We start from the raw sequence: 20,809 nt of genomic DNA on the forward strand, positions 1-20,809 counted from the left end.
CGATCGCGGGTGACGAACTGCGGGCGGAGCGCGCTCTTCCCTATGTGACAGTCCAGCATGTGACGACTCAGCAGCAGAGCAGGCCGCAGGCCGCCACCAAACCGGTGCGGTGGGCGGCGGACACCGTGACGGCGATGCGCGAGGGCGCTCGGCTGCGCCTGGACTACTCGGCGCAGAGCCTGTGGCGCGTCGACCGGACCATCGAGGAGATACGGCGCGAGGGCACGCCGCACGCCGCCGTGCGGAGCGTGCTGCGCGGCTTCGGCGCGTACGCGGGCGAGGTGATCGTCCGTCATGGCGGCGGGGCCGAGTGGTGGGCGAGCGGCGGCGAGCACTGGGTGCGCACCGCGGACGGACGGCTGTGGGACCCCATCGAGGAGGCCGGCCGCTGCTTCACGGGCCAGGGCTCGCTGCGGCTGCTGTGCCGGGACGCGATGGGGAGCGAGCGGATCTGAGCCGTGGCCGGTGGGCCGCTGACGAGCTGTGACACTTCTGTGGGAGCCGACGCTGATGACCGTGGGGGCGTGGACACGGCCGGTGGGCGGTGCGCACGCCTGGGGACTCGCTACGGACGAGGACGGTTCTTGGGCCACGGAGGGGAACCCCGCCGCGCGCAGGCGTACGACGGGGAGCTGGGTGCGGCCGTCGCACGGGCCCAGGAGGGCGACGAGGAGTCCTTCGCCGTCGCGTACCGGCTGGTGCAGCCCGGACTGCTCGGGTATCTGCGCGGTCTCGTCGGCGACGACGCGGAGGACGTGGCCTCCGAGGCCTGGCTGGAGATCGCGCGCGACCTCGGCCGGTTCCGGGGCGACGGGGCGGGCTTCCGCGGCTGGACGGCGACCATCGCCCGGCACCGGGCGCTCGACCATCTGCGCCGGAAACGGGTGCGGCCCCGGGGCACCACGCTGGAGCAGGACGTCCTGGAGCTGCCCGGTCCGCACAGCACCCACGACCAGGCCCTGGAGGCCATGACCACCGAGCGCGCTCTCGACCTCGTCCGCGGGCTGCCCCGCGACCAGGCCGAGGCCGTACTGCTGCGGGTCGTGGTCGGTCTCGACGGCCCCGCCGCCGCGCGTGTCCTCGGCAAACGGCCGGGCGCGGTGCGCACCGCGGCCTACCGGGGTCTGAAACGGCTGGCGCTTCAGCTCGAGGAGGAGGCCCGGGGCGCGGCGGGAGAGTGAGGGGCACCGAGGCAACGGCCGGGGCCGCCACCCCCCACAGGAGAGGCCCCGGCCGTCGCGCGGCACGGGCCGCGCGGCCCGTACTCCTTACAGCGCCGAGGGAGCGGTTTCTGTCACACCTCGCCCCCGCTCCGATTGGTTGCGCGTTGTACGGTCATGGACGGAAGGCGGTTTCAAGCCGTAACGTGCCTTTCGCGCCGAGGCGCGGCGGGCATGGACACCGCAACGATCTGCCGCCTCGAACACCGCAACCATCAACTGAGGAACCACGACGGCGAGAGCCCGGTCCGTGCCAGCGGTGCCGGTTCAGTGGCAAGAAAGGGCACCACGGGTGCTGGGGGACGACGCGGAGCTGACCGCCGCGGTGCTTGCGGCGCAGGACGGGGACGAGACCGCGTTCCGGACTGTGTACCGTGCCGTGCACCCGCGGCTGCTCGGATACATACGCACGCTGGTCGGCGATCCGGACGCCGAGGACGTGGCGTCCGAGGCCTGGCTCCAGATCGCCCGCGACCTGGAGCGGTTCAGCGGGGACGCCGACCGGTTCCGCGGCTGGGCCGCCCGGATAGCCCGCAACCGCGCCCTGGACCACATACGCATGCGCGGCCGCCGCCCCGCGATCGGCGGCGACGAGACGGAACTGGCCGGCCGGGCCGCGGAGTCCGACACCGCGGGCGAGGCCATGGAGGCCCTTGCCACCGGAAGCACGTTCTCCCTCATCGCCCGGCTGCCGCAGGACCAGGCCGAGGCCGTGGTGCTCCGGGTGGTCGTGGGTCTCGACGCGAAGACCGCGGCCGAGACGCTCGGCAAGCGCCCCGGTGCCGTGCGCACCGCCGCGCACCGCGGTCTGAAACGGCTCGCGGAACTCCTCGGTGACGATCCGCAATCCCCCCACGCGCTCGACGCGCTGCCGCCTCCGCGAGAACCGCGGGGACGCGCGGTGACGTCCGCCGGTGTGACGCATATGCGTGCCCGGACGCAGAAGGACATGTGATGGCCGAGGAGCAGCACAGGTGGCTGGACCACGACACCGCGGAGCGTCTGCTGCGCGGGGAGCCACTGGACACCGTCGACATCACCGTCCGTGATCAGGCCGAACGGCTCGCCAAGGCGCTGGGCGCCCTGTCCGCCGAGTCGTCCCCGCTTCCTTTGGCCGTCCGTGCCTTCCAGGACCGGGCCGCCTTCTCCGCCTCCTCGCCCGCCTCGGCGTGTCCCGTCGAGGCCGACGAGGCACTGCCCGGTGAGGCGGCCGCGCTGGCCGCCTTCCGCAAGGCACACGCCGAACGGGCCGACGAGCGGGCCGCGGAGGGCGCCGACGCCTTCGGCGCGGCCCTCGCGGCGCACTCCCGTCCGCGTTCCGCGATCTCCGACGACGTCGGGCTCGTCCGGGTCGGCACGCACGCGCGTGGCGGTACGGGAGGGCGTTCCCGGCATGCCGGGCCGGGGCGCCGGCGCCGGCCGGTACGCCTCGCGCTGTCGGCCGCGCTGGCCGTGGGCGCGGTCGGCGGGGTCGCGGCGGCGGCCACCACCGGCGTGCTGCCGACGCCGTTCGGCGGCGACGAGCCCGCGCCCGGCACCTCCGTCTCCGTCCCGGCGACCCCGGAGCACCCGCTGGTGACGCCCTCGCCCGGCCGCACCACGGGCGGCGGTCCGGGCACGCCGACGCCCGGCGGCGCCACGACCGGCGCCGCGGACCGCGACGCCGGGAGCAGCGCGCTCGAGGGCGGCGCCGCCCCCGGGCACGAGGCCACCGCCACCGCCGGTTCCGGCGACGACCAGGGCGCCCCCGAGAGCTGGAACCGGCTGGTGTCGTCCTGCCGCGACCTGCGCGACGGCAAGAGCCTGGACTCCGACCGCCGGCGCGACCTGGAGACGGCGGCCGGCGGCTCCGCGCGCGTGTGGTCGTACTGCCGGGGTGTCCTGAAGACGGTCGACGGCCGCTCCGGTGACAAGGGCCGCGACGACCAGGGCGGGAGCGAGGGCGGCGGCGAGAACGGCAAGAGCGCCGGGAAGGGCCGCGGCGGCCAGGGCGACCAGGGTTCCCAGGACGGCCAGGGCGACGACCAGGACGGCGACAGAGCCGGCGACGGAGCCGGGCACGGAGACGGGGACAAAAAGCGCCTCGGCGGCAACGGCCGCGGCTTCCACAAGAGCCTCGCGCCGACGATGTTCGCCCCGGCGCTCCCGGACGTCTCACCGCCGGACCCGGAACGGCCCGCCTCGCCCTCGGCTCCGTTTGCCGGGCCCCACCTGCTGCCGCTCCTGACCCCACCCCTGCCACCGCTCTGAGCTGCGGGTTCGTGCCACAGGGAAGACTGTCCCCCCAGGGGTGTGACGTTTTCCACGGCGGTGGCGCAGTAGTGAGTGAGCCGACTGGTCATCGGCCGCCGCACAGAGCCGGGGTTCCCCCCGTACCCACGGCTCGTGCATTTCGGCGCGGGCGGGACACGTTCCCCCGGTCCCGCCCGCGCCCCCGTCCTCTCCCTCGCCCTTCCCGTTCCTCGCGCGTCACCAGTGCACGACGACCCGGTCGCCGACCCGCACCTGCGCGAACAGCCGTGAGATCGCACCCTCGTCGCGTACGTTGACGCACCCGTGCGAGCCGCCCGCGTAGCCGCGCGCCGCGAAGTCGTAGGAGAAGTGCACGGCCTGGCCGCCGCTGAAGAACAGCGCGTAGGGCATGGGGGAGTCGTAGAGCGTCGACACATGGTGCCGGGACTTCCAGTAGACCTGGAACACACCCTCGCGGGTGGGTGTGTACTCGCTTCCGAACCGCACCGCCATCGTCGAGAGCGTTCGTCCGTCCACCATCCAGCGCAGTGTCCGGCTGGTCTTGTCGATGCACAGCACCCGGCCGGTCAGGCAGCGCCCGTCCGGTGGTGCGGCCGGCTGCCCGCCCATCAGGTACAGCTCCCACCGGCCCGGCTCGTGCGTCATCGCCAGCAGGCGCTGCCAGGTGACCGTGTCGGTCCGCCCCGTCCGCGGCAGCCCGCGCTTTCCCTGGAAGCCCTGGACGGCCTGCTCGGTCAGGTCGTCGTAGGAGCCGGTGGGCCCGTCGAACAGCCAGCCGATCTGGCGCAGCCGGGCCTGGAGTTCCCGTACGGCAGGGCCGCTGTCGCCGCGGGACCACAGGACCTGGGCGGTGCTGCGGACCGGGCGCGGGGTCCCGCCCGGTCTCGCGTCGCCGGGGTCGCCGGTGCGGACACCGGGCTGCCGGGTGCCGTCCGGGATCTCGATGTGCACCGGCGTGCGCGGCCGGCCGTCCGGGCCCGTGGGCTGCACCGTGCAGCCGCTCAGGGCGGCCAGTGCCGTGGCCGCGGCGACGGCGGCGCCCGCCTTCCTCATGCCCCCGGTACGCATGGCGCCCCCCGCTGTCCCGCCGGCGTCCGTCGCCGGTACACCGGAATGTCTCCCCGCGAGTGACGGACGGCGAACCACGGGGCAAGGTGGGGAGATGAACGAGCGGTCCGGCCCGTGGGACAGCTCCCCGCGGCGGGCACTCCCCGATGGCACGGCCGCCGCCGCGGTCCGGGGCGACGGCGGGTCGTACGGGCGGACAACTGGCGGGCGACAAGGAACGCGGAGGCACACACCATGACGCGCGAGTCGGAGTCGGGGCTGCCCATCGAGCCGGTCTACGGGCCGGACGCCCTGAAGGACTGGGACCCGGCCGGGAAACTGGGCGAGCCGGGGGCCTACCCCTTCACCCGCGGTGTGTACCCCACCATGTACACGGGCCGCCCCTGGACCATGCGCCAGTACGCCGGTTTCGGCACGGCGGTGGAGTCCAACGCCCGCTACAAGCAGTTGATCGCCAACGGCACGACGGGCCTGTCCGTCGCCTTCGACCTGCCCACCCAGATGGGCCACGACTCCGACGCGCCGATCGCGCACGGCGAGGTCGGCAAGGTGGGCGTGGCCATCGACTCCGTCGACGACATGCGGGTGCTGTTCGGCGGGATCCCGCTGGACAAGGTGTCCACGTCGATGACGATCAACGCCCCCGCGGCACTCCTGCTCCTGCTGTACCAACTGGTGGCGGAGGAGCAGGGGGTCGGCGCCGACAGCCTGACGGGCACGATCCAGAACGACGTGCTGAAGGAGTACATCGCGCGCGGGACGTACATCTTCCCGCCCAAGCCGTCCCTGCGGCTGATCGCGGACATCTTCAAGTACTGCAGGGCCGAGATCCCCAAGTGGAACACCATCTCGATCTCGGGCTACCACATGGCCGAGGCGGGCGCGTCCCCCACGCAGGAGATCGCGTTCACCCTCGCCGACGGCATCGAGTACGTCCGCACGGCGGTCGCGGCCGGCATGGACGTCGACGACTTCGCCCCGCGCCTGTCGTTCTTCTTCGTCGCCCGGACGACGATCCTGGAGGAGGTCGCCAAGTTCCGCGCCGCCCGCCGGATCTGGGCGCGTGTGATGAAGGAGGAGTTCGGCGCGAAGAACCCCAAGTCGCTGATGCTGCGCTTCCACACGCAGACGGCGGGGGTCCAGCTCACGGCGCAGCAGCCCGAGGTGAACCTGGTCCGGGTCGCCGTCCAGGGCCTGTCGGCGGTCCTCGGCGGCACCCAGTCGCTGCACACCAACGCCTTCGACGAGGCGATCGCGCTGCCCACCGACAAGAGCGCGCGCCTGGCCCTGCGCACCCAGCAGGTCCTGGCGTACGAGACGGACGTGACCGCGACGGTGGACCCCTTCGCCGGCTCCTACGTCATCGAGAGGTTGACGGACGACGTGGAGGCGGCCGCCGTCGCGCTGATGCGGAAGGTCGAGGACCTCGGGGGCGCGGTCTCGGCGATCGAGCACGGCTTCCAGAAGCAGGAGATCGAGCGCAGCGCCTACCGCATCGCCCAGGAGACCGACTCCGGCGAGCGGGTCGTCGTCGGCGTCAACCGCTTCGGACTCGACGAGGAGGAGCCCTACGAGCCGCTCCGCGTCGACCCCGCCATCGAGGCCCAGCAGGCCGAACGCCTGGCCCGGCTGCGCGCCGAGCGCGACCGGACGGCGGTGGACACGGCCCTGTCCGCCCTGAAGAAGGCCGCCAAGGGCGAGGACAACGTCCTCTACCCGATGAAGGAGGCGCTGAGGGCGCGGGCGACGGTGGGCGAGGTGTGCAACGCGCTGCGCGAGGTGTGGGGCAACTACGTGCCGAGCGACGTGTTCTGAGCGACGGCGGCCCCCGCGGCGAGGGGGCCGCCGGGCCGCCCGTCTCGTCCCCCGGAACCCGGAGACGGGGTGCCGTACCGCCGTGCGACACTCCTTGCCATGTTCGGAGTCATCCACCTCCCCACCTACTTGGCAGGACTGGCCCTCATCGTCCTGCTCCCCGGGCCCAACTCGCTGTACGTGCTCTCCGTCGCCGCCCGGCGCGGGGTACGCGCCGGGTACACCGCCGCCGCGGGTGTCTGGTGCGGGGACACCGTGCTCATGACGCTGGGAGCGGCCGGGGCGGCCTCGCTGCTGAAGGCGAACCCCGTGCTGTTCGGGATCGTGAAGTACGCCGGCGCCGGATATCTGACCTGGATCGCGATCGGCATGCTGCGGACCGGCTGGGGGATGTGGCGGACCCGGCGGGAGAAGGCCGCGCCGGAGGAGGACTCCGCGCCGGCCGCCGGCGAGCGGCCGTTCCGCCGCGCTCTCGTCGTGAGCCTCGTCAATCCCAAGGCGATCCTGTTCGTCATCGCCTTCTTCGTGCAGTTCGTCGACCCGGCCTACGCCTATCCTGCGCTGTCCTTCGTCATCCTCGGCGCCTTCCTCCAGTTCGCCAGCGTCCTCTACCTCAGCGCGCTGATATTCGGCGGCATGAAGCTGGCCGCCGCCTTCCGCCGCCGCAAGCGCCTGTCGGCGTCCGCGACCTCCGCGGCGGGCGTGCTGTTCCTGGGCTTCGCGGTGAAGCTCACGCTGGCGAGCACGTAGCGCCGCTCCGCCGGCCGCCGCTCGCCGCGGGGACCGCGGACGGCACGGGCCCCGGAACGTATCCGTTCCGGGGCCCACTTCTGTCCCATGGGGCTTGTTGCGCCGTCGTGTCCGGCGGGTCAGCCGAGCAGTCGTCGCAGGTTCAGCCTGCCCCACAGCAGGCTGGTGCCGAACGAGAGGGCCATCACCGTGATCAGCAGACCGACCAGAAGCAGCCCCGCCATCGGTCCGCTCAGGTCCGGCGACACCAACGGGGCGACGATCTCCTCGACGAACAGCACATGCACCATGTACGCGCCGAGCGCGGCACCGGCCAGCTTCTGCAGGAGCGGCCGCAGCTTCTCGGGGATGCGGATCCTGTTGACCAGGAGCAGCACACAGATGGTCAGGACGGCGACGAACAGGTGCGCGTTGGGGATCACGTAATGGACCTGCGTGTTGTACCAGAGGCACCCGGCCATGGCGAGCGGCATCACGACGAACAGCGGCCAGCGCCACCGTACGGCGCCCGCCGGGAGGGCGAACAGAAACGCGCCCCCGACCGCGTACACCAGCGAATAGGTGCCGAACCCCCAGGTCGCCGTCGGCATCCTGTGACCCGTGACCTCGCCGAGGGTGGTCAGCACGCTCGGCAGCACCGCGATGCCGAGAAGGGCGGCTCCCAGTCCCCAGGGCCGCTTCCCGGCCTTGACCAGCATCGCGAAGGCGAGCAGCACGGTGATCGGGATGTAGCTGTACATGAACCACAGGTGGTAGGCGGGCCGAACGGTGCCGAAGAGGGAGCTCGTCGCCAGCTCGGTCATCGGCCGGTCGTTGCGGTCCCGCAGCCAGGCCCAGACCAGATAGACCGCCGTCCACACGAAGAGCGGAACGGTGTTGCGGACGACCCGCTGCCACATCCGGGCGCTGTCGCGCGGGGGCGCGCCGACCAGCACGGCCCAGCCGGCGATGGCGAAGTACGTGGGAACGGCGAAGGCATGGATGCCCTCGACCACGTGTCCCGCCCAGTACGACCCGGAGCCGTTGGCCGGGTTGTCGCCGGTCGCCTTGATGAACTGGGCGCCCGTGTGTCCCAACATGACCATGGCCGAACAGATCAGCCGCATCAGGTCGATGTCGTAGCGGTGTTCCCGTGGTGCGGCGGCCTGTTCGGGCGAGGCGCTTCTCTGCTGCGGCACGTGTACGGCTATGTCATTGGGCACTGCGCAACTCTCGTGGTGCCCGGTGTACGGGAGTTGAAGAGGCAGTGGCTCCGCTGTGGCTGGTGGGTCTCGTTTGGCCGTCCGGGACGGGTGAACGGGCAGGTCAGCCCATGGGGGCCGGGTTCGGACAGCGAAACGCGTCCCGCCCGGCTCGGCCTACGGCCGAGCCGGGCGGGACGCCGCGGCTGTCACCTCGGGTTCATCCCCGTGTCACTTCCGGACACGCCGCCCCACCGCCCTGCGCACCACGCGCTTCGCGCGGCGCACCTGGAGCTTCGCGCGCGATCGCGGGTGGCTGCCGGGAAGGCCGAGTTCGGCCAGCCGCAGCTCGGGAAAGTAGTAGCCGGGGCCGTCGGCCAGGTTGTTCCGCAGCCAGTCCGCCGTCGACTCCCGCAGCCGCGGGTACGTCTTGGGCTGCATGCAGAAACCGATCGCCCGGACCAGCGGTGACAAGGTCCCGGGGGCCGTGCCGACGAGAGCCGGGGTCTCCTCGCGCTCCAGATCCGGCACCAGGTGGTCGACCACGGCCAGGGGCACGCGGTTGCTGTTCGGGTAGGGCTGGAGGCGCCGCATCACCAGTCCGGTCCCGACCCGTGCGACGGGCACCTCGAAGTAGGCGGAGGCGGTCACCATGGCCGTCGAGAAACAGCCGACGACGAGCTCGGGACGCCAGTGGTGGTACAGCGTCTCGGCCAGCAGCGGCGCGTCCAGCACGGTGAGCCGGACGCCGGCGTCCGCCGCCGCCTTGCTCAGCGCCGCCGAGTAGCCGGCGGGAGCCGTCGGATGGGGCTTGAAGACCAGGGAACGGTGCCCGGCGCGCACGGCCCCGGTGAGCATGCGGACATGGAGGTCCTCCTCCTCCTGCGCGCTCAGGATGTTGATCGCCGCCAGATACTGGCCGAGGAGCACGGCCGTCGGCGCCTCCTCCAGGACGGGCGCGAGCCGCGGGTCGTCCGCCGCGTCCCGGGAGATCTCGTCGAGCACGCCGCGGAACGCCTCGTCCGGGACGATCTCGGGCTCGACGCCGTACTCGGACAGCAGCATCGGCTTCAGGCCGGGTATCAGGTCGAGATGGAGCAGCCGCCGGATGCGGCGCGCGATGGTCAGCGGCAGCTTGTCCCGGGTCGGCCCGTAGCTCATGAGGCCGTCGGCGTACACGTGGACGGCACTCTCGGAGAAGATCGCCGCCAGGGCCTGGGCCGGGTTGACCTGGATCGACTCGACCGCGAGCTCGATCAGGTCCCGCTCGTCGATGCCCCACAGCAGACGGAACGCCCGCTGCCACATCACCGTGTCGTTGCCCCGCGGACCCCAGGCGCTGGGGTGGTGGGGGCTGATCGCCTCGTTCCAGCCGACCACCGAGTCGAAGCGGTCGGCCACCCGCGCGAAGCCGTGCATCTCGTCGAGGCGCAGGGCCGTCTCCGGTATGGCGGCGTTGTTGGAGACCAGCAGGACGCGCCGGGCCTCGCGGCGCGGTCCGAACAGGCCCGCGTCGAGCGCCGCGGCGAGGGTGGCCGCTCCGTAGAGGGTCGAGACCTGGAAGATCTGAGTCTTGCGGGGCATGGTTCAGGCAGCCTTCCGCCCGTCACGCAGGCGGCTGAGCGACCTGCTCCGAGTGCTGTCCATGGTGGTGAGGGTCTCCTCGAGCGTTCGCTCGGGCATGCGGTGGAGCGCGGCTTTCGCCTCACGCCGCAGTCGCTGGGCCGTCGAGGGCTCGTACTCGTTCGCCTTGCCGATGTGGAAGGCGATCATGGCGCAGTAGGTCCGTACGGCCTTGGGGAGGAAACGCTCGGTCTCCGGGTCCTTCAGCACATCCTGCAGCAGCGCGTCGTAGGCCGGGATGAAGTCCAGCTGACGCGCGTCCTTGATCTGGGTGAGCGAGGTCGCGACGCCCCTGCGGTAGAACACGCCGTGCACACCGAGGGAGGCGTACGTCCTGGCCTTCAGATGCAGGCGCCAGATCCACAGCCGGTCCTCGGCGGTGCGGAGTTCGGTCGCGAAGCGCATGCCCCCGTCGTCGAAGAGGTGCCGGCGGTAGATCCCCGCCCAGACGAAGGGGTAGTCGACCATCGTCTCCGAGTCGGCCGGCGCTATTCCGTCGCGCGGATCCATCACGAGGTTGCGCACCGGGGCCGGGGGCCGCCGGATCACCCGCTCGGTGCCCGTGGCCTGGACATGATCGGTACGGGCGAAGTCGCAGCCCAGTTCGTCCATGGCGCGCACCAGTTCGGCGAGGTGGCCCGGCCCGTACCAGTCGTCGCCGTCGAGGAAGGTGATGTAGTCGCCGCTCGCCGCGTCGATACCGCTGTTGCGCGCCTGGGCTATGCCCATGTTCTTCTCGTGCCGGATCACCTTGGCGCCCGGACGCCTCTCCGCCCAGCGGTCGACGACCCCGGGGGTGGAGTCCGTGGAGCAGTCGTCCACGAGCAGGAACTCGATATCGGGATGCGCGTTGTTGGCGAGGCTTCGCAGCGTGCTCTCGGCGAACGCTCCCACATTGTGCATGGGGACGACAACAGACAGTCTCGGCACAGAGGCCTCTCACGCTCGAAGGTCGGGGATTGGAACAGGCTAGCGATGCTCCCGACGGGTGCAGTGTCGCCCGGGACATGGAGAGATGAATTAAGTTCAAATCATCGGTGAATGACCGGTGGTTTACGCCTGGCCAAAGATTTCCCTGAGCTCGTCGAGGTTCGACCGGGTCGTTTCCCAGAGGAACTTCTGCGCGTCGTGCACCTCCGCCACGGCGGTCGCGTGGTCGTCGAGGATCGCCGTGGCCCGTTCCCTGAGCCGGGAGCCGAGTTCCCGGTCGTGCACGGAAAGCCCCCATTCCTCGCGGCCGATGTCGGACAGGAAATAGGCGAGCTTCGGGTGGGAGACGAGGCTGAGGATCGGGGTGCCGCAGCCGAAGGGGATCATGCCCGCGTGCCCGCGCATGCCGATCACCAGCCGCGACCGGCCGTACAGCTCGCGGATGCCGTCGTTCGACATGTCGTGGAGCCGCTCCACGGGCAGTGTGAGGCCGTGCTCCCGGCGCAGGTCGTGCACGAACTTCTCGTCGGCGGGCATGTGGGCCGCGTAGCGCACGTCGGCCCGGTCCCGCAGTTCCCGGAGCGCGGCGGCCATCTGGCCGAGGAAGTGGCCGTAGTCGTGGCCGAAGCGCAGCCCCGCGCGGTCGTAGGCGCAGTTGACCAGGACGGTCTCGGATCTCTCGGCCGGGTCGAACCGGCCCGGGGCGAGGTACCGCGCCACGGTGGTCGGGCAGGGCTGGTAGCGCACCCGGTCGCGCAGCTCCTCGGGGAGCAGCTCCCGGACCCGCTCGATCGATCCGTGGTTGCGCAGCCCGAAGAACGCCGACCGTTCGACGAGCACCCGCAGGCTCCCGGCGAACCGGCTCCGGCGGTAGAGCTGTCCGTCGAACACGTTGTAGCCGACCGCGAACACCGCCAGGGGTGTGGTGATCCGCTCCAGGAGCTCGTCCGGGACGTTCCACTGCCAGTGGCTGTTGCCGTTGGGGGAGGTGTCCGGGAGGAAGAGCCCGCCGCCGCCCACGATCACTCCGCGCCGCGCGTTCAGCTGCTCCAGCGCCGCCTCGTCGACCAGCCGGTGCACCGGCTGCCGGTACCAGCGGCGCGGGCCCGTGTCGGTGCCGAAGCACATGCGCACGGCCTCGGGCAGGATCTTGTCCCCGGCGTTCTCCTGGCCCTCGGCGAACAACGCGACATGCGCGAGCTGGTCGGCGGCGGCGTCCGGCTGCTCCGGTTCCGGTCCCCCGGGGCGGGTGCGCGCATACCAGCTGTGGCAACCGGCGTCGGTGGGATCGGCGTCCAGGCCCTCCCGGGCGTACGCGTGCGCGTCCTCCTCCCGCCCGCACAGCCACGCCAGACGGGCGAGCTGGGCGAAGGCGCGCGGGGCGACATCGGGTGAGGCCGCCGCCAGCAGCAGATGTGCCTCGGCCTCGGCGTAGCGCGACAGCGCCATCAGGCAGACGCCCAGCGTCTCCTGGCAGCGGGGCGCGTCCAGCCGGTCGCCCACGACCGGGGCGAGGACCTCGACGGCCTCGTCGTAACGGCCCTGCCGGCGGTACACGTCGGCCACCGTACGGGCGAGACCGAGGGAGGGACGCGCCCGGAGCAGCGGTGGCGCGCAGTGCGCCAGCAGGTCGGGGTGCTTGTCGCCGGGCAGGGCGCAGTAGGCCGCCCGGAACTCCTCGTCGCTCATCTCGAAGCGGCGCCGCGCCTCGGCGGCCGGACCGTGGACGGGCGCGCCGGAGGGGCCCGTGAAGTGGAGGACCGCGATGTTCGCGGGCACCGGGGAGCCGCCGGGGAGCCGGTGGGTGAGGAAGTCGTACCGCGCCTCCACCGGGACCAGGACGTCCGCCGGCGTGAGGTCGGGACCGCCGTCGCCGGTGAGCCGGGCCGCCAGGGCGTCGTCCACGTCGGCGCGCTGGATCACCAGGAGGCCGCCGGGCAGGACGGCTCGCCGCTCCCCGCCCTCCCCGTCGTACAGCGTCTGCGGGACGGCGCCCACCCCACGGCGCATCCGCAGCAGCTCACCGAGGTCCCGCAGCACGACCATGTCCGGGCTGAGGGCGATGACCGTGTCATAGCCCTCCAGCCGGAAGAGGTCGGCGCGGCCCTCCGCCCGGCGGGTGACGACACGCGGGTGCAGACGGCGCAGGGCGTCGAACGAGGAGTCGGCCGGCCCCGGGTGCAGGACCACGAAGTCCTCGCACACGCCGGGATTGGTCAGTACCAGGCTGCGCAGCAGCGTGGCCAGGGCGGGCAGGCGGTCGCTGTCGGCGTGGACGGCGAAGGCGATCCGGCGTCTGCCGGTGACGGTGCTCCGGTCGTCCGCCAAGGAGTGGGTCATCGCAGGGCGATCCTCATCTTGCTGTGGTCGACGTGTGTCGCGCGGTCCATGACCCACTCGGCCTCCCTCGGCCGCAGCCGGCCGGGCAGGCCGAAGCCGACGAGGTCCAGGCGAGGGCTGACATCCAGGAAGTCCAGGAGCCGCAGGACGGTGAAGGCGGTGGTGGTCGCCGGTTCCCAGTCGTCCTCGCCGATCAGCGCCGGGTCGGTCAGGGGCGCGCGCAGGGACGCGTCACCGATGTGCTCCTGCGCTCCGGGCACGAGCCGCTGCCGCGTGGCGCGGCGCCAGGGTCCGGCCGGGGAGCCGAACACCAGCCGGATGCCGGCCGGCCTCGTCCAGGCGGGCCCGTCCCACGGGGTCTCGCCCCGCAACGAGACGGCGTGCAGATCGGTGCGCCCGCCGGTGCCCTCCGCGCGGACCCCGAAGGAGTCGCAGCGCACCACCAGGTCGTAGCCGTCGGCCCCGGCGCCCGGCGCGCTCCCGGCTGTGCCGTCGGCGTCCGAGACCAGGCACACCGTCCGCCCCTCGACGAGTCCGCGCAGCCCGCCGACGCCGATCGGGGTGCTCCCGCCGAGCAGCGGGTCGGACAGCGCGGGCCGCTCGACCAGCCGCCGGTACGTCCCGTACAGCTTCAGCAGGTGCCGCACGGCGGGGTCCCCGGCGCCGTGCTCGGCCACCCGCGCCTGTACGAAGGCGGCGAACTCGGGGGCCGCGACCGCGGTGGGCTGCCCGAGCAGGTCGTGCGGCGGGGAGCCCGCCCGGGGGAAGAGCGCGTCGGCCTCCTCCAGGCACGCCCGCCGGCGCCGCAGGGTGTCGATCCGGCGGACGATCTCCTCCGCCGCGCCGTTGTCCCGCACCAGCGTGAGGTGGCGCTCGTAGCACTCCAGGGCCTCTGCCTCGCGGCCGAGCCCGTCGAGGGCCAGGCCGTGCAGCCGCCAGGCTCCCCTGGACCGCTGCCGGATCCGGGTCGAGGTCTCGGCCACGCCCAGGGCGAGGGCCAGCCCCCTGTCCCCGCCGGCGTCGAGGGCGCGCTCGCCGACCTTGAGCAGGGAGTCGAAGGGATCGGCCGCCGGCGTGTCGAGGGAGGCGGCGAAGACACCGATCGCCCGGGTGAGACGGGCGTGCCGGGGAGAGGGCTTCTCACTCTGCGCCGCGAGGTACTCACCGCACAGACGCATGCTCCGGGCGAACAGTTCCAGCCTGGCGGCCTCCTTCTGCCGTGCCTTGAACAATCCCGCCAGGGGGTTCGTCATGCGTTCACCGTCCTCCGATCGGAGGACGCATCGTGCCCCAGTGCGAGGGGTGCCGAGTGTCTTCGCAGTGGACGGCGGGTAAACAGTCCCGGTTGGGCGGCCGGCCGGATGACGTCGCCCGGCGAGGACCGGGGTGCCCGCCGGCATGCCGCCGTACCCGCGGCAGGGCCATGACCCGGACGCGCCGCCCGGTGCGGGCGGCGCGTCCGTCCTCAGCGCCGTACGGCGTTCTTCAGCGCCCGCGCCCGCCGCACCATCCGGCGCGCCGTGGCGCTGCGGGGGAGGAACGCCAGCCGCTCCGGGATGCCGCCCGGCAGGCCCAGCGAGGTGAGCCTGCGGCGCTTGAAGTAGCGCTGGGTGCGGGGTCCGAAGTGCTGGGAGAGGAAGCGCTCGGCTGCCGGGCGCAGACCCGGGTGGATCTGCGGCTGCATGACGAAGCCGACGGTGGTGACCAGCCCGGTCAGCAGGTCGCCGGCGAGAGCGGCCTCCCCCTGCCCGTCCTCCTTCCCGTCCCCCGGCTCCGGCAGCTCCGGCAGCAGCGCGTCGGCAAGGACGACGGGGACGCGGTTGCTGTTCTGGTACGGCGTCAGGCGATCCAGGACGAGACCCGTCCCCACCCGGGCGACCGGCAGGCCGTGGAACGCGGAGGCGGTGAACAGGGCGGTCGAGAAGCATCCGACGACCAGCGCGGGCCGGGCCTTCTCGAACAGCACCTCGGCGAGGACGGGCAGGTCCAGGACGGTGAGGTCCACGCCGAGCCGTTCGGCCTCGGTCTCCAGCGCCCGGCTGCAGCGGGCCGGAGCGGTCGGGTGCGGCTTGAAGACGACCGAGCGGTGCCCGCGGGCCACCGCGCCCCGCAGCATCCGCACGTGCAGGTCCTCCTCCTGCTCGGCGGAGAGGATGTCCAGCGCGGACAGGTACTGGCCGAGCAGGACGGCGGCGTGCTCGGGCAGCGGCGGAAGCCGCGGCACGGCGTCGCCGATCCGGCTCAGCACCTTCATGAACGCGTCGGTCGCCACGGCCTGCGCGGGCACGTCGAACTCGGTCAGCAGCAGCGGGGTCAGACCGGGGACCAGGTCCAGGTGGAGCAGCCGCCGTACGCGCATGCCGACCAGCGGGTCGATCTTGTTGCGCGTGGGGCCGTAGCTCATCAGCCCGTCGGCGTAGACGTCGATGGGCGCCTCGGCGAACGACTGGGCGATGGCCAGCGCCGGGTTGACCTGGAGGGACTCCATCACCAGGGCCACGTGGTCGTCGCCCAGGTCCCACAGCAGCCGCAGATGGCGCTCGAACAGCGGGGAGTCGTCGGGGCGCGGCGACCAGGCCCCCGGATGGAAGGGGCTGATGGCCTCGTTCCAGGACAGCACGCCGTCGAAGTGCTCCCGCAGCGGTGCGAAGCCCGGCATCTCGTCGACGGCCGGGGTGGTCTCCGGCGTCGCGGCGTTGTTGCACACCAGCAGCAGGCGGCGGTCCGCCTCGGGGAAGCAGTCGGACTCGATCGCGGCGGCCAGGGTGGCGGCGCCGTACAGCGTCGAGGCGCAGAAGATCTGCGTGGTGCGGGGCATCAGGAGGCCGCCTTCGCTGCGGAGACCCGGCGGCGCAGTCGGCGCAGCCTGGACGAACGGTTCAGGTCCATGGTGTCGAGGACGTCGGTGAGCAGCTCCTGCGGCAGCCGCTTGATCGCCGCGGCGCTCATGGTCCGCAACTGCCTGGCCACCGGCGGCTCGAACTTGTCGATCTCCGACAGGTGGTGGGCGATGATCGCGCAGTAGGTGCGCACCGCCTTGGGCAGCAGCAGGTCGGCCTCGGGGTCGGCCGCGGTCTCCTCGATCACCTGGTCGAAGGCGCGGATGAAGTCGAGCCGGCGCACATCGCCGATCTGCGTGAGGGAACCGGCCACCCCGCGCCGGTAGAAGACGCCCAGCAGGCCCACCACGGCGAACGACTCCGCCTCCCGGTGCAGCCGCCAGATCCACGGCCGGTCCTCGGCGGTGCGCAGACCGTCGGTGAAGTGCAGCAGCCCCCGGTCGACCAGCCGGCGGTGGTAGACGCCCGCCCAGGCGTAGGGATAGTCGACGGAGGTGGTGCGGTCGGCGGGCAGGATCGCCCGCCGCGGGTCCATCACCTCGCCCCGCCGGCCGTGCGGGACACGCTGGATCGTGCGGGCCCGTGCGGTGCACTGCACATGGTCGGTGCGGACGAAGTCGCAGCCCAGGTCCTCGATCGCGGCGACCAGCCGCGGGTAGTGGCCGGGGGCCAGCCAGTCGTCGCCGTCCAGGAAGGTCAGGTACTCGCCGCGCGCCCGGTCGATGCCGGTGTTGCGCGCGGTCGCGAGCCCGCCGTTCTTCTCGTGTCCGACGTACACCGCCCCCGGCAACTCGCGCTCCGCGCGCGCGAGTATGTCCGGCGTCCCGTCGCGCGAGCAGTCGTCCACGAGAATGAATTCGAAGTCCTCGCGGGCGTTCGCGCGCAGGCTCTTCAAGGTGTCGGACGCGTATTGCCGGACGTTGTAGAACGGCACGATGACGGAGAGCTTGACCACGCAGGTGACGTTAGGGCGCGGCCCCTCCTCGCATCTTTGCCTTTGGCTTGAACTTGGGTGAACGACGTGTGGCGGCGCCGTGAACCAGCCGATGTTCCGGGCCGTCGGCGACCCGGTTCGCCATTCGGCGATGTGCTGTTAACCGTTTGTTGCGCTCGGGTTGGGCGATTCCTAGAAATGCCTTCCTACGGTCTTCGACGTGCCAGCCAGTGCGAAGAAGTCCCGGCGAGTAGCCGTTCTCGCGGATTCCGACACCCGGTGGAAATGGGGTGCGCTCACGGCGAACCGCTTGGTTTCCGCCGGTGTTTCCCCCGACTCGGGTGAACCGGACATCCGCCTCGACGGCTATCTGCTGCGGGGCCGTGCCACCCCCACCGCCCGCCAGCTCGAGGAGGTCGGCGTCCGCGCGGACCGTCTGAGCGAGGTCACCGCCGCCGAGTTCCTGCGCGAGATGGCGCGGGAGCCGTACGACGTCCTCGTGCTCGCCCTCGTCGGCGGCGGCGTCCAGGCCATGCTGCACGGACTGGCCCACGCCTGGCAGGGACGCACCGAGCGGCCCGTGGTCGTCACCGGCTACGTCGGCGTCGTCTACGAGAAGCTCACCGACGGTCTGCTGCTGCGCCACGGCGCCGACCTCGTCCTGGCCAACTCCCGTCAGGACGCGGACCGTTTCCGGGCCGTGTACGAGGGCGTGGGCGCCGACGCCTCGTCGGTGACCGAGGTGGCGCTGCCGTTCCTCGGCGGCGCCGCGCACTCCGCGGACCGGAAGGCGGACGACGACTCCTACACGGTCGTCTTCGCCGCGCAGCCGTCCGTGCCGCAGAGCCGCCAGGACCGCGTCTACCTGCTGGACCGGCTGATCGGGCACGCCCGTCGGCACCCCGGGCGCGAGGTGCTGCTCAAGCTCCGCTCCAAGCCGGGCGAGCACACCACGCACATCGAGGAACTGCCCTACCAGAAGCTGGCCCAGCGCAAGGACCTGCCCGCCAACCTCCGTCTGGTGTACGGGAACATGGGCGAGGTCCTGGACCGCACCGACCTGCTGGTCACGGTGAGTTCGACGGCCGCCCTGGAGTCCCTGCACCGGCGCATCCCCACCGTCGTCCTGACCGACCTCGGGGTGCGGGAGGCGTACGGCAACCACCACTTCGTGGGCTCCGGCTGCCTGGCCTCCTGGGACCAACTCGACGACGGGTACGAGCCCGAACCGGACCCGCGGTGGGTGGACCGCCAGGGCGTCGCCACCGGAGGCACGTACGAGGCGGCCTTCGACAGGGCCCGCCACCGCGTCGACGAACTGCTCGGCGCCGGTGAGCTCCCGCCGCTGAAGCCCTACTACACGCCCGTCACCGCCCCCGGCTATCTGCCCGGCATCCTCGCCCGCCACCATCTCGCCCCCGACGGCGGCCCGTTGCCGGGCGCGCCCACCGCCGACCGGGCGCCCGGCCCGGTGCGGCGGATCTTCCGCCATGCCGCCCGCGGCGCCTACCGCCACGGCGTGCAGCGCGTGGCGCCCGTGATCCGGCGGATGGGGGAGCTGTGAGCGACCGCATCCCACCCCAAGGAGTGCAGCCCATGACCGACGTCCACCCGGACGCGGGACCCGGCGCCCCGGCGCGCCGCGTGCTCGCGGTGATACCCGCGCGCGGCGGCTCCAAGGGCGTACCCGCGAAGAACCTCGCCCCCGTCGGCGGTGCCCCGCTGGTCGCCCGTGCCGTGCGCGAGTGCCGGGCGGCCCGGCTGGTGACCGACGTGGTGGTCTCCACCGACGACCAGGCCATCGCGGCCGCCGCCCGCCAGGCCGGCGCCGAGGTGGTGCTGCGGCCCGCCGCCATCGCCGGTGACACCGCCACCTCCGAGGCCGCGGTGCTGCACGCCATGGACGCGTACGAGGCACTGCACGGCGCCCCGGTGGACGTGGTGCTGCTCGTGCAGTGCACCAGCCCGTTCCTGACGAGCGAGGACGTCGACGGGGTCGCGGGCGCGGTCGTCGAGGACGGCGCCGACACCGCGGTGACCGTGGCGCCCTTCCACGGCTTCGTGTGGCGGGACGCCGCCGACGACCCGGCGACCCACGGCACGCCGCCGGACGAGGCCGCCGCCGGTTCCCCGGCCACCGAGGGCGGCTACGGCGTCAACCACGACAAGTCCTTCCGCCCGCGCCGCCAGGACCGCCCCCAGGACCTGCTGGAGACCGGCGCCGCCTACGCCATGGCGGCGTCCGGGTTCCGCACGCACCGGCACCGCTTCTTCGGCCGTACCGAACCGGTCCGCACCGACCCGGCGCGGGTGCTGGAGATCGACGACCCGCACGACCTGGCGCGGGCGCGGGCGCTGGCCCCGCTGTTCGACGCCGGCCGGCCGGGGGCGCTGCCGACCGCCGCCGACGTGGACGCGGTCGTACTCGACTTCGACGGCACCCAGACCGACGACAGGGTGCTGATCGACTCCGACGGACGGGAGTTCGTCTCCGTGCACCGCGGGGACGGCCTCGGCATCGCGGCGCTGCGCGACAGCGGCCTGAGGATGCTGATCCTGTCCACGGAGCAGAACCCGGTCGTCGCCGCCCGCGCCCGCAAGCTCAGGCTTCCGGTGCTGCACGGCATCGACCGCAAGGACCTCGCGCTGAAGCAGTGGTGCGAGGAGCAGGGCATCGCGCCCGAGCGCGTGCTCTACGTCGGCAACGACGTCAACGACCTCCCGTGCTTCTCCCTCGTGGGCTGGCCCGTGGCGGTCGCGAGCGCCCACGACGTCGTACGCGGCGCCGCACGCGCGGTCACCACCGTCCCCGGTGGCGACGGCGCGATCCGAGAGATCGCCAGCTGGATCCTCGGCCCCTCTCTCGATTCCCTCACCAAGTAAGGACATCTCCTGCCATGAGCACCAACTCCCGCATCCGCACCTTCGGTTCGCGCGAGGCCGGCCCCGGCCGCCCGGTCTACGTCACCGGTGAGATCGGCATCAACCACAACGGTGACATCGAGAACGCCTTCAAGCTGATCGACGCCGCCGCCGAGGCCGGCTGCGACGCCGTCAAGTTCCAGAAGCGCACGCCCGAGATCTGCACCCCGCGCGACCAGTGGGACATCGAGCGCGACACCCCCTGGGGCCGGATGACCTACATCGACTACCGCCACCGCGTGGAGTTCGGTGAGGACGAGTACCGCCAGATCGACGAGTACTGCCGGGAGAAGGGCATCGCCTGGTTCGCCTCCCCGTGGGACACCGAGGCCGTCGCCTTCCTGGAGAAGTTCGACGTGCCCGCCCACAAGGTGGCCTCCGCGTCCCTGACGGACGACGAACTGCTGCGCGCCCTGCGCGCGACCGGCCGCACGGTCATCCTCTCCACCGGCATGTCCACGCCCAAGCAGATACGCCACGCGGTGGAGGTGCTGGGCTCGGACAACATCCTGCTGTGCCACGCCACGTCGACGTACCCGGCGAAGGCCGAGGAGCTGAACCTGCGCGTGATCAACACCCTGGAGAAGGAGTACCCGAACGTCCCGATCGGCTACTCCGGCCACGAGACGGGCCTGCAGACCACGCTGGCCGCGGTCGCCCTGGGCGCCGTCTTCGTCGAGCGCCACATCACCCTGGACCGCGCCATGTGGGGCTCCGACCAGGCCGCCTCCGTCGAGCCGCAGGGCCTGCAGCGCCTGGTCCGCGACATCCGCACCATCGAGGCCTCCCTCGGCGACGGCGTCAAGAAGGTCTACGACTCCGAGCGCGGCCCGATGAAGAAGCTGCGCCGTGTCACCGGCGTCGTCGCCGAGGCGGAGATCGCCGCCGCCGCGGGCGAGCCGGTCGCGGTGTGAGCCCCAGCCCCTTAAGACG

Annotated in this window: 17 protein-coding genes; 9 read left to right on the forward strand and 8 right to left on the reverse strand. The window is 72.5% G+C overall.

Annotation, left to right across the window (positions count from 1 at the left end; all coding sequences use genetic code 11):
• The first annotated feature begins 59 nt into the window (after positions 1-59).
• The 4 genes from CG719_RS19170 (at position 60) to CG719_RS19185 (ending at position 3,470) form a co-directional block, all read left to right on the forward strand.
• Positions 60-455 (forward strand): hypothetical protein, encoded by a 396-nt coding sequence (locus CG719_RS19170; protein ID WP_100569870.1) that lies wholly within the window; start codon positions 60-62, stop codon positions 453-455.
• Between the two features lie 129 nt (positions 456-584).
• Positions 585-1,181, forward strand: coding sequence for an RNA polymerase sigma factor (locus tag CG719_RS19175; RefSeq protein WP_100569871.1), 597 nt, complete (start codon positions 585-587; stop codon positions 1,179-1,181).
• Positions 1,182-1,512: 331 nt separating this feature from the next.
• Entirely contained in the window at positions 1,513-2,175 is a 663-nt protein-coding gene (locus CG719_RS19180; RefSeq protein ID WP_100569872.1) for an RNA polymerase sigma factor, read from the forward strand.
• Positions 2,175-3,470 (forward strand): extensin, encoded by a 1,296-nt coding sequence (locus CG719_RS19185; RefSeq protein WP_100569873.1) that lies wholly within the window; start codon positions 2,175-2,177, stop codon positions 3,468-3,470. The genes CG719_RS19180 and CG719_RS19185 overlap by 1 nt, the downstream gene beginning before the upstream one ends.
• Positions 3,471-3,689: 219 nt before the next feature.
• Here the strand turns inward: CG719_RS19185 and CG719_RS19190 are convergent, their stop codons facing one another.
• A complete protein-coding gene (locus CG719_RS19190; RefSeq protein ID WP_100569874.1) occupies positions 3,690-4,541 on the reverse strand; it encodes a L,D-transpeptidase family protein in 852 nt (283 codons plus the stop codon).
• 234 nt (positions 4,542-4,775) lie between these two features.
• Here CG719_RS19190 and CG719_RS19195 point away from each other — a divergent pair, with 234 nt between their 5' ends.
• Together CG719_RS19195 and leuE are read left to right on the forward strand one after the other, a co-directional pair.
• Positions 4,776-6,356 carry an acyl-CoA mutase large subunit family protein gene (locus CG719_RS19195; RefSeq protein WP_100569875.1) on the forward strand — a complete coding sequence of 527 codons (1,581 nt, stop codon included), beginning with the start codon at positions 4,776-4,778 and terminating at the stop codon, positions 6,354-6,356.
• 99 nt (positions 6,357-6,455) lie between these two features.
• On the forward strand, positions 6,456-7,106 hold the full coding sequence (gene leuE / locus CG719_RS19200) for a leucine efflux protein LeuE (RefSeq protein ID WP_100570000.1): 651 nt from the start codon (positions 6,456-6,458) through the stop codon (positions 7,104-7,106).
• Between the two features lie 119 nt (positions 7,107-7,225).
• Here the strand turns inward: leuE and CG719_RS19205 are convergent, their stop codons facing one another.
• From CG719_RS19205 to CG719_RS19235, 7 genes are all read right to left on the reverse strand, one after another.
• Positions 7,226-8,284, reverse strand: coding sequence for an acyltransferase (locus tag CG719_RS19205; RefSeq protein WP_234375644.1), 1,059 nt, complete (start codon positions 8,282-8,284; stop codon positions 7,226-7,228).
• Between the two features lie 234 nt (positions 8,285-8,518).
• Positions 8,519-9,871 carry a polysialyltransferase family glycosyltransferase gene (locus CG719_RS19210; protein ID WP_100569877.1) on the reverse strand — a complete coding sequence of 451 codons (1,353 nt, stop codon included), beginning with the start codon at positions 9,869-9,871 and terminating at the stop codon, positions 8,519-8,521.
• A gap of 3 nt (positions 9,872-9,874) precedes the next feature.
• The gene (locus CG719_RS19215; protein ID WP_100569878.1) at positions 9,875-10,840 is read right to left on the reverse strand and encodes a glycosyltransferase family 2 protein; all 966 of its coding nucleotides are present in this window, start codon (positions 10,838-10,840) and stop codon (positions 9,875-9,877) included.
• A 123-nt stretch (positions 10,841-10,963) separates the two neighbouring features.
• Positions 10,964-13,180 carry a polysaccharide pyruvyl transferase family protein gene (locus CG719_RS19220; protein WP_100569879.1) on the reverse strand — a complete coding sequence of 739 codons (2,217 nt, stop codon included), beginning with the start codon at positions 13,178-13,180 and terminating at the stop codon, positions 10,964-10,966.
• Positions 13,177-14,433 carry a hypothetical protein gene (locus tag CG719_RS19225; protein WP_100569880.1) on the reverse strand — a complete coding sequence of 419 codons (1,257 nt, stop codon included), beginning with the start codon at positions 14,431-14,433 and terminating at the stop codon, positions 13,177-13,179. Before CG719_RS19225 ends, CG719_RS19220 begins: the two co-directional genes overlap by 4 nt.
• A 212-nt stretch (positions 14,434-14,645) precedes the next feature.
• Positions 14,646-15,998 carry a polysialyltransferase family glycosyltransferase gene (locus CG719_RS19230; protein WP_100569881.1) on the reverse strand — a complete coding sequence of 451 codons (1,353 nt, stop codon included), beginning with the start codon at positions 15,996-15,998 and terminating at the stop codon, positions 14,646-14,648.
• Positions 15,998-16,975, reverse strand: coding sequence for a glycosyltransferase family 2 protein (locus CG719_RS19235; protein ID WP_100569882.1), 978 nt, complete (start codon positions 16,973-16,975; stop codon positions 15,998-16,000). The genes CG719_RS19230 and CG719_RS19235 overlap by 1 nt, the downstream gene beginning before the upstream one ends.
• Before the next feature lie 199 nt (positions 16,976-17,174).
• On the opposite strand from CG719_RS19235, the gene CG719_RS19240 reads away from it, so the two are divergent.
• Genes CG719_RS19240 through CG719_RS19250 form a run of 3 tightly spaced genes read left to right on the forward strand, consistent with a single transcriptional unit; the run spans position 17,175 to position 20,790 of the window.
• Positions 17,175-18,518, forward strand: coding sequence for a DUF6716 putative glycosyltransferase (locus tag CG719_RS19240; RefSeq protein ID WP_100569883.1), 1,344 nt, complete (start codon positions 17,175-17,177; stop codon positions 18,516-18,518).
• A 32-nt stretch (positions 18,519-18,550) separates the two neighbouring features.
• A complete protein-coding gene (locus CG719_RS19245; protein WP_100569884.1) occupies positions 18,551-19,837 on the forward strand; it encodes an acylneuraminate cytidylyltransferase in 1,287 nt (428 codons plus the stop codon).
• A 14-nt stretch (positions 19,838-19,851) separates the two neighbouring features.
• Positions 19,852-20,790: an N-acetylneuraminate synthase family protein gene (locus tag CG719_RS19250; protein WP_100569885.1), complete on the forward strand. Its 939-nt coding sequence runs from the start codon at positions 19,852-19,854 to the stop codon at positions 20,788-20,790.
• Positions 20,791-20,809: the final 19 nt, after the last annotated feature.

The organism is Streptomyces sp. CB01373 (assembly GCF_002803075.1).
Lineage (GTDB): Bacteria > Actinomycetota > Actinomycetes > Streptomycetales > Streptomycetaceae > Streptomyces.

Excerpts from the sequence above, each read along its gene's own strand:
- leuE (WP_100570000.1), top strand. The coding sequence starts at position 6,456 with ATGTTCGGAGTCATCCACCTCCCCACCTACTTGGCAGGACTGGCCCTC.
- CG719_RS19230 (WP_100569881.1), bottom strand. The coding sequence starts at position 15,998 with ATGCCCCGCACCACGCAGATCTTCTGCGCCTCGACGCTGTACGGCGCC.
- CG719_RS19220 (WP_100569879.1), bottom strand. The coding sequence starts at position 13,180 with ATGACCCACTCCTTGGCGGACGACCGGAGCACCGTCACCGGCAGACGC.
- CG719_RS19250 (WP_100569885.1), top strand. The coding sequence starts at position 19,852 with ATGAGCACCAACTCCCGCATCCGCACCTTCGGTTCGCGCGAGGCCGGC.
- CG719_RS19210 (WP_100569877.1), bottom strand. The coding sequence starts at position 9,871 with ATGCCCCGCAAGACTCAGATCTTCCAGGTCTCGACCCTCTACGGAGCG.
- CG719_RS19195 (WP_100569875.1), top strand. The coding sequence starts at position 4,776 with ATGACGCGCGAGTCGGAGTCGGGGCTGCCCATCGAGCCGGTCTACGGG.
- CG719_RS19225 (WP_100569880.1), bottom strand. The coding sequence starts at position 14,433 with ATGACGAACCCCCTGGCGGGATTGTTCAAGGCACGGCAGAAGGAGGCC.
- CG719_RS19185 (WP_100569873.1), top strand. The coding sequence starts at position 2,175 with ATGGCCGAGGAGCAGCACAGGTGGCTGGACCACGACACCGCGGAGCGT.
- CG719_RS19245 (WP_100569884.1), top strand. The coding sequence starts at position 18,551 with ATGACCGACGTCCACCCGGACGCGGGACCCGGCGCCCCGGCGCGCCGC.
- CG719_RS19190 (WP_100569874.1), bottom strand. The coding sequence starts at position 4,541 with ATGCGTACCGGGGGCATGAGGAAGGCGGGCGCCGCCGTCGCCGCGGCC.